Annotated in this window: 6 protein-coding genes; 3 read left to right on the top strand and 3 right to left on the bottom strand. The window is 70.6% G+C overall.

Going from position 1 to position 6,104, the window contains the following annotated elements; translation table 11 throughout:
• Positions 1-15: 15 nt before the first annotated feature.
• The gene (locus BN2279_RS07015; RefSeq protein WP_079031939.1) at positions 16-492 is read right to left on the bottom strand and encodes a carboxymuconolactone decarboxylase family protein; all 477 of its coding nucleotides are present in this window, start codon (positions 490-492) and stop codon (positions 16-18) included.
• A gap of 70 nt (positions 493-562) precedes the next feature.
• Between BN2279_RS07015 and BN2279_RS07010 the strand changes: the two genes are divergently transcribed.
• Both BN2279_RS07010 and BN2279_RS07005 read left to right on the top strand, forming a co-directional pair.
• Positions 563-1,447, top strand: a complete 885-nt coding sequence (locus BN2279_RS07010; protein ID WP_059007563.1) for a sigma-70 family RNA polymerase sigma factor — start codon at positions 563-565, stop codon at positions 1,445-1,447.
• 459 nt (positions 1,448-1,906) lie between these two features.
• Positions 1,907-2,497 (top strand): hypothetical protein, encoded by a 591-nt coding sequence (locus BN2279_RS07005; RefSeq protein ID WP_234347531.1) that lies wholly within the window; start codon positions 1,907-1,909, stop codon positions 2,495-2,497.
• Between the two features lie 635 nt (positions 2,498-3,132).
• Here BN2279_RS07005 and BN2279_RS07000 read toward each other — a convergent pair.
• The gene (locus tag BN2279_RS07000; protein ID WP_079031938.1) at positions 3,133-3,774 is read right to left on the bottom strand and encodes a TetR/AcrR family transcriptional regulator; all 642 of its coding nucleotides are present in this window, start codon (positions 3,772-3,774) and stop codon (positions 3,133-3,135) included.
• 85 nt (positions 3,775-3,859) lie between these two features.
• Here BN2279_RS07000 and BN2279_RS06995 point away from each other — a divergent pair, with 85 nt between their 5' ends.
• Positions 3,860-4,588, top strand: a complete 729-nt coding sequence (locus BN2279_RS06995) for an SDR family NAD(P)-dependent oxidoreductase (RefSeq protein WP_059007561.1) — start codon at positions 3,860-3,862, stop codon at positions 4,586-4,588.
• Between the two features lie 541 nt (positions 4,589-5,129).
• Here BN2279_RS06995 and BN2279_RS06990 read toward each other — a convergent pair.
• Positions 5,130-5,408: a hypothetical protein gene (locus BN2279_RS06990; protein ID WP_059007559.1), complete on the bottom strand. Its 279-nt coding sequence runs from the start codon at positions 5,406-5,408 to the stop codon at positions 5,130-5,132.
• Positions 5,409-6,104 lie beyond the last annotated feature (696 nt).

Below are 6,104 nucleotides of genomic sequence, written 5' to 3'. Positions count from 1 at the left end.
GGCCGGTGACGCCGGTCACCAGGTGGCGCCCGCGGGCTCCTCGATGGTGGTGTTGACGCGGTTGAAAAGGTTGGTCAGGCCGATCATGAGGATGACCGCGGAGAGCTGTTCCGCGCCGAAGTGGCCGGCGGCCTCGTCCCAGACCTCGTCGGGGACGGCCTTGCCGGAACGGTCGGCGATCCGGGTGGCGGCCTCGGTCAGGGCCAGGGCGGCGCGCTCCTGGCCGGTGAAGAAGGGGGCCTCGCGCCAGGCGGCCACCGCGTGCAGCCGCTCGTCGGTCTCGCCATGCTTCCTCGCGCCCGCCACGCCGGCGAACACGCAGGCGCTGCACCCGTTGATCTGGCTGGCGCGCAGGTGGACGAGCTCCAGGACCCGCGGGGAGACGCCACCCCGGTACATGGCCTTGTAGATGCTCTGGATGCCCTTCATGGCATCCGGCAGGACCACAGCGGGGTTCTTCATCCGGGCGGTGGTGGTGATCGCGGCGTTCATCAGGTGCTCTCCTCGTGAGCCGTTAGCGTCTGTCACCGGACCGACGGATCCCGACACGGAGGTGTGACAGGTGAGCGAGGAAAATCTTCTGGCCGAGCGCTTCCAGGCACAGCGGCCCGGGCTGCGCGCGGTGGCCTACCGGATGCTGGGGTCGCTGGCCGAGGCCGAGGACGCCGTCCAGGAGACGTGGCTGAAGCTGGACCGTACCGATGTGAGCCAGGTACGGAACCTGGAAGCCTGGCTCACCACGGTCATCGGCCGGATATGCCTGGACATGCTGCGTTCGCGGGCCTCGCGACGCGAGGATCCGCTGCCCGAACAGGACGGGCCGGTACGCCTCCCCGACCCGGTCGTCACCGGAACCGCCCGTCCCGGCCCCGAGCAGGAAATGATGATCACGGACTCGGTCGGCATCGCCCTCATGATCGTGCTGGAAACCCTCTCCCCGGCCGAACGGCTCGCTTTCGTCCTGCACGACATGTTCGACGTGCCCTACGACGACATCGCCCCCGTCCTCGGCCGGACCACGGTCTCCACCCGGCAGCTCGCCAGCCGCGCCCGCCGCCGGGTCCAAAGCGCTGTCCCCGCGGCCGACACAGACCTCACCCGCAAACGCGACGCCGTCAGCGCCTTCCTGACCGCGTCCCGCAACGGCGACTTCCAAGCACTCATGACCATTCTGGACCCCGACGTCATCGCGCGCTCCGACGGCGGCACGCTCGTCCCGAGCATCACACGGCGGGGCGCGGCCGACGTGGCATCCCAAGCGATCACCTTCGCCCGTTTCGCGGCGGACGCGCGTCTGGTACTGGTCAACGGCACACCCGGCGTGGTCTCGTTCACCCACAACCAGCCCACGTCCGTTATGTCGTTCACCATCCACAACGGCCGTATCACCAGACTCGACATCCTCACCGACCCCGACCGCCTGACCACACTCCACCTGACTGCCTGACCGATGCCGCCAACCCGGAAAAACAGACACCACACACGCCGGACAACACCACCCCACCAAGCACTGCTGTCTGAGGGCGCCGGTGAGGAGTGACGGTCCCGCCCGCCCGCGCCCGGTCCGGCCCGATCCCGCGCGGACCCAGCACCGCCAGGGTTCGGCAAGCGGTTCCGCCGCGAGGTGACCGCCTTCCGCCGCGTCACGAGCGACCACGCCGCGCGTCTTCGACACCGGCACGGTCGCGGCCGGCCCCCGCGTCCGAGTGGCGCCCGTCGCCGCGCGGCGCGCCGGCCGGGGGGTAGGGAGAACCGGGCCGGGGAATCCCGCCCGGCCGGGGGCAGCCGGGACGGCGTGCCCACCCGGACCGCACCGCACCCCGGGTGGCGGTGAAGCAGGGGATTTCGGGCTGCCGGTTCACCGAAGTTCACCGACAGGGGCTCCGCTGTACGCGACGATGACGGCATGGAAGCCCACACACCTTTCGAGCGCGTCTGGACCCGGCTGGCTGCGGCACGCGACGAGTACAGGGCGGCGGTGACCGCGACGTACGACGAGGTGCTCATCGAGGTGGCGGAGCGCACCGAGGCTCGCGGCAGCCTGGGAAAGGCGGACATAGGTGCCCTGGTGGTCTGGAAACGCCTGCAGGCCAACACCCGCTGGGTGTCGGAGCTGATGGAGGTGCCGGAAACCACGGTACGGGCCGTGACCTCGGAGGCGGTGCGGGCAGTTCGCGACACCTCGCTGAGCCGGGGGGAGGCGGGCCAGAAGGGTCGTGAGGCCCTGTCGGGGTTGCCCGGGTTCGGGCACGGCCCCGCCCTGGCCTCCGCTCTCCTCACCGCGGCCGCGCCCGGGCGCATGGCTGTCTATGACCGGCGAGCACGGCGGGGACTCGAGCGTCTGGGGGTTTCTCTCGGCCCGCCGCGTGGCCTTTACGGCCGCTACATGGATCTGCTCGACCGCCTTCTCGAGCACGGTGGTTCAGGCAGGCCGGACTGGACGGCCCGGGACGTGGACACGGCTCTGTACTGGCTCGGTGGCGACGCTTCGGCGTAGCCAGCCGCGGACTTGCCGCCGGGCCACGTCCGCGACCGATCAGTCCGGGTGCCGGCGGAGGGCCAGGGATGCGGCGCGAGGGCCAGGGCCGGCGTGGCGGCCGAGCGTGTTCCCGGGGCGGACTTCGGGGAGGAGGCAGGAGGGCACGTAGACCGGGACGTGGCAGGCCGGGCCGGTGGGCAGCTCGGCGGCGGTGACATCGGGTACCTGGGGGCGTGACGGGTCGGGTCCGCTCATTCCGTCGACGACCGCCTGCGTGGTGCGGCCGGTGGCGGGGAGGGCCGCCCGGTGGGCGAAGAAAAGGTGACGGGCACCACCTGCACGCCTTGCGACCGCCCGCAGGACGCGTACACGGACACCGCTCGCTTAGCGGGTAACGGGTAAGGGGTGGGCAGCGAAGGAACACACGCCGGCCCGACCGCTTCCCCGGACCGCGCGGGGCCCGGGTGGAGGGGTCGGGCGTACTGCTCGTCGATCCCTCCGGCACGGTCGATGATCTACCGCGCGACCAGCCCGGCAACCCCGGATCCGGTGGCCGAGGCGCCTCGCTGGGGCTGTGGGTTTCTCCTCGGGCGTCATTCCGGGGGTCCGGCCCTCGGCGGTGGTCCGGGCCGCGTGGCCGGTGCGGGCGCGGGTCAGTCGGGGGTCATGGCCTGGTGGGCTTGGCCGGCCGCGAGCGGCTGCCGCGGCAGCGGGTGTGCACCCGCGGCGCGGAAGCCGTCCAGGAGCAGCGCGAGGTGGCGGCGCCACAGCTCGGGGGCGTGGTCGCCGGTCAGGTCGACGGTGCGGGAGATGCCCCAGACCACGAAGGCGAGATCCTCGATGGCGGCGTCCGCGCGCAGCGTACCGGCGCGCTGGGCGCGGGCGAAGACGTCTGCGAGCGCGGCCGTGGCCGTGGCCTGGAGTCGCCGCGCGGCCGGGGAGGTCATGCCGCGGGTGACCACCTCGTTGTAGCCGCGGTCGGCGGCCTGTAGTTCGCAGATACCGGTCACGTAGTCGGCGAACCCCTGCCAGGGGTCGTCGGCGGCTCGTGCCTGTTCGGCGAGTTCGACGTTCTTCTCGAGGCGGTCCAGGAATACCGCCTCGATCAGGTCCTGCCGGGTCGGGAAGTGGTTGTACAGCGTTCCGTTGCTGACCCCGGCGCGTCGTGCGATCTCGGCCATGGCCACGTCGACGCCCCGCTCGGCGAACAGTGCGCGGGCCGCGTCGAGCAGGCGTTCGCGGTTACGGCGTGCGTCGCCGCGCAGCGGGCGTGACGGATCGGTAGGTGGGGCCATGCACCCATCCTACGAACTTGACGGCATCGTCATGTTATGGCTAGCCTCCAGCAACATGACGACACCGTCAACTTCACTCGCGGAGATGACCGCCACGCCCAGAACCCTCGCCGTGTTCGGAGCCGGGCCCGGGCTGGGCCGGTCCGTCGCGCGCCGCTTCGGCCAGGAAGGGTTCCGCGTCGCCCTGGTGGCCCGCACTTCCTCACGGCTGAACGCCCTGGCCGCGGACCTCGCCCAGGAAGGCATCGAGGCGGCCGGGTTCAGCGCCGACCTCGCCGACCTGGACGCACTGCCCGACACGATCAAGGCCATCACCTCCCGGTTCGGCCCCATCGACGTACTGCACTACGCCCCCGCCGGACCCGACTGGCTCCCCCGGCAGATCCCGATCCGCGACATGGACACCGAAGCTCTCGACTTCCCCCTCGGCCTCCTGCTGCGCACCCCGGTCACCCTGATCCGCCACATCCTGCCAGGCATGATCGAACGCGGCCGTGGAGCAATCCTGTTCGCCCTCACGGCCGCCGCCGGCAGCCCCATCCCCCAGATCGGCAACACAGCCGTCGCCGCATCCGCCGCCCGCGCCTACCTCCACAACCTCCACACCGACCTGGCCGGCACCGGCGTGTACGCCGGCCTGCTGCAAGTCGGGGGAATGATCGGCGGAAGCGACACGGCCGCCTACGTCGCCGAGCGCTGGGACCCCGCCACCCTCCCCGACCCCCTTGACCCGGCCGACCTCGCCGAGACCTGCTGGAACCTCTACCACCACCACAACGCGTTCGAGGCTCTCGTCACCACTCCCAGCACCTGACCATCACCCCGAACAGCGACGAAGGGCCGAGTGCCTCTCGCGTCCGCCCGGCACCCGGGGGCAGGGGGGCGGTCAGAGGCGTGGGTGGTACCGCCGTGCGGACAATGGCCGAAAGGGGCGCGACGCGAGGAGAGCTGTCCACTGCCGCTACCGAGCCGGCGCATTTCGGCCGACATGATTCCGGCTGGCACCATCCCGACGGCCGGGCTGTTCGCGGGAAGGTGGGCGGCATTCTTCTGGGCGGGTTCTCTCCCGGAGGATTCAGGGAGCTGACACCTTTCTCCCGTATACCTCTCGCGTCCTTTACGGTTCCTCGCGGTGCCGCTTGCCTCGGAAGCGGTGCTCATGACGGCGATGCGCTGCCGCGATTTCTGTGACCATCCGGCCGTGGGGCTGATTGACGGTGCCGGAGGAGCTGTTTCGGGGTGGGCTCGCTCCCTTTCCTGACAAGGGGCCCGGAGGTTCCCCGGCGCTTCGAGCGGGTGCCGAAGCGCCGGGGAGCCGGATCAACGTCTCACCCCGGAGGGCTCACGATGGCCCGTCAGCGCGCCGGGTAGGAGTGGGTGTCCGGCTGACCGTCGCCGCTCGGCGCGGTGCCGCCCTGGCTGAGGCCGGGCTGGCCGTCGTCCTCCGTCGAGTCGGTGAAGCCGCTCTCGTCCGACTCGCTGCGCTGCTCGGGCGAGACGCTGTAGGTCTCGGTCTGCCGCTCCTCCCCCGTGTGGTCCTGCTCGCCGTCCGAGGCCATCGCCGCCCCGGCGCCGCCGACAGCCAGCGCCGCGGTGATCACGCCTGCCACGATCAGCTTCTTGTGCTGCTTCATGCTGGATTCCTCTCCCTGATGGGGATGGTCCCGAGCCGGCCCGGTGCCGGCTCTCAGGAAGGAATGCAACACTGGCGGGCGTTTCCTCGCTGTTAAGTAGTCGGAGTACGAGAACTCCGGCCCGGGTCCGGCTGTTTGGGCAAGCGGGCAGACGGTGTTATCGGTATCGGGGGCGGCGGTGCGGGTTGCATTCGGAGATGTTCGGGGATCTGGCGTCCGGTTCGCGGAAAGCAGGGCCTTTCGCGTGTTGTGCGAGGAGGGGCGTTGCGGGTTTCCGGCGGTTCCGCTGGACCGATTCCGGTGCGGGGGTGTGCCGTTGCCGCGTCCGGGACAGCGAGCGCCGGCGTGTCGCGGGACATGCTCGACGGTTTGCGGCACTTCACCGCTGCGGGGCCACGCGGGCGGTCGTCGGCGGTCCCGATGTTCTTCGGCATCGCGGACAGATGGTCGCCGAAGCCCTGCTCGGCCGGGGAGTTGCCCGACGGAAGCGACGGTGTTGGGGCGGGCGCCGCGATTGTCCGGAGACCCTGAGAGGGCCGGGTGCGTCCACGGGTTCCGGCCCGGACGCGGCGTGCTGGGGCGTCCGGCTATACAAAACACCCAGGCCCCCGGGAAGGGTGGAAAAACGTATTCCCTCTTTTGTCTTGAAAAAAAAATTACGTTATTTTTTCTTTTTCTCTTCCCCTCTGACTTTTC

It is taken from the genome of Streptomyces specialis (assembly GCF_001493375.1).
In the GTDB taxonomy this organism is placed as follows: Bacteria; Actinomycetota; Actinomycetes; order Streptomycetales; family Streptomycetaceae; genus Streptomyces; species Streptomyces specialis.
This window is presented reverse-complemented; position numbering and strand designations above follow the sequence as displayed.

Excerpts from the sequence above, each read along its gene's own strand:
- BN2279_RS07015 (WP_079031939.1), bottom strand. The coding sequence starts at position 492 with ATGAACGCCGCGATCACCACCACCGCCCGGATGAAGAACCCCGCTGTG.
- BN2279_RS07005 (WP_234347531.1), top strand. The coding sequence starts at position 1,907 with ATGGAAGCCCACACACCTTTCGAGCGCGTCTGGACCCGGCTGGCTGCG.
- BN2279_RS07000 (WP_079031938.1), bottom strand. The coding sequence starts at position 3,774 with ATGGCCCCACCTACCGATCCGTCACGCCCGCTGCGCGGCGACGCACGC.
- BN2279_RS06995 (WP_059007561.1), top strand. The coding sequence starts at position 3,860 with ATGACCGCCACGCCCAGAACCCTCGCCGTGTTCGGAGCCGGGCCCGGG.
- BN2279_RS06990 (WP_059007559.1), bottom strand. The coding sequence starts at position 5,408 with ATGAAGCAGCACAAGAAGCTGATCGTGGCAGGCGTGATCACCGCGGCG.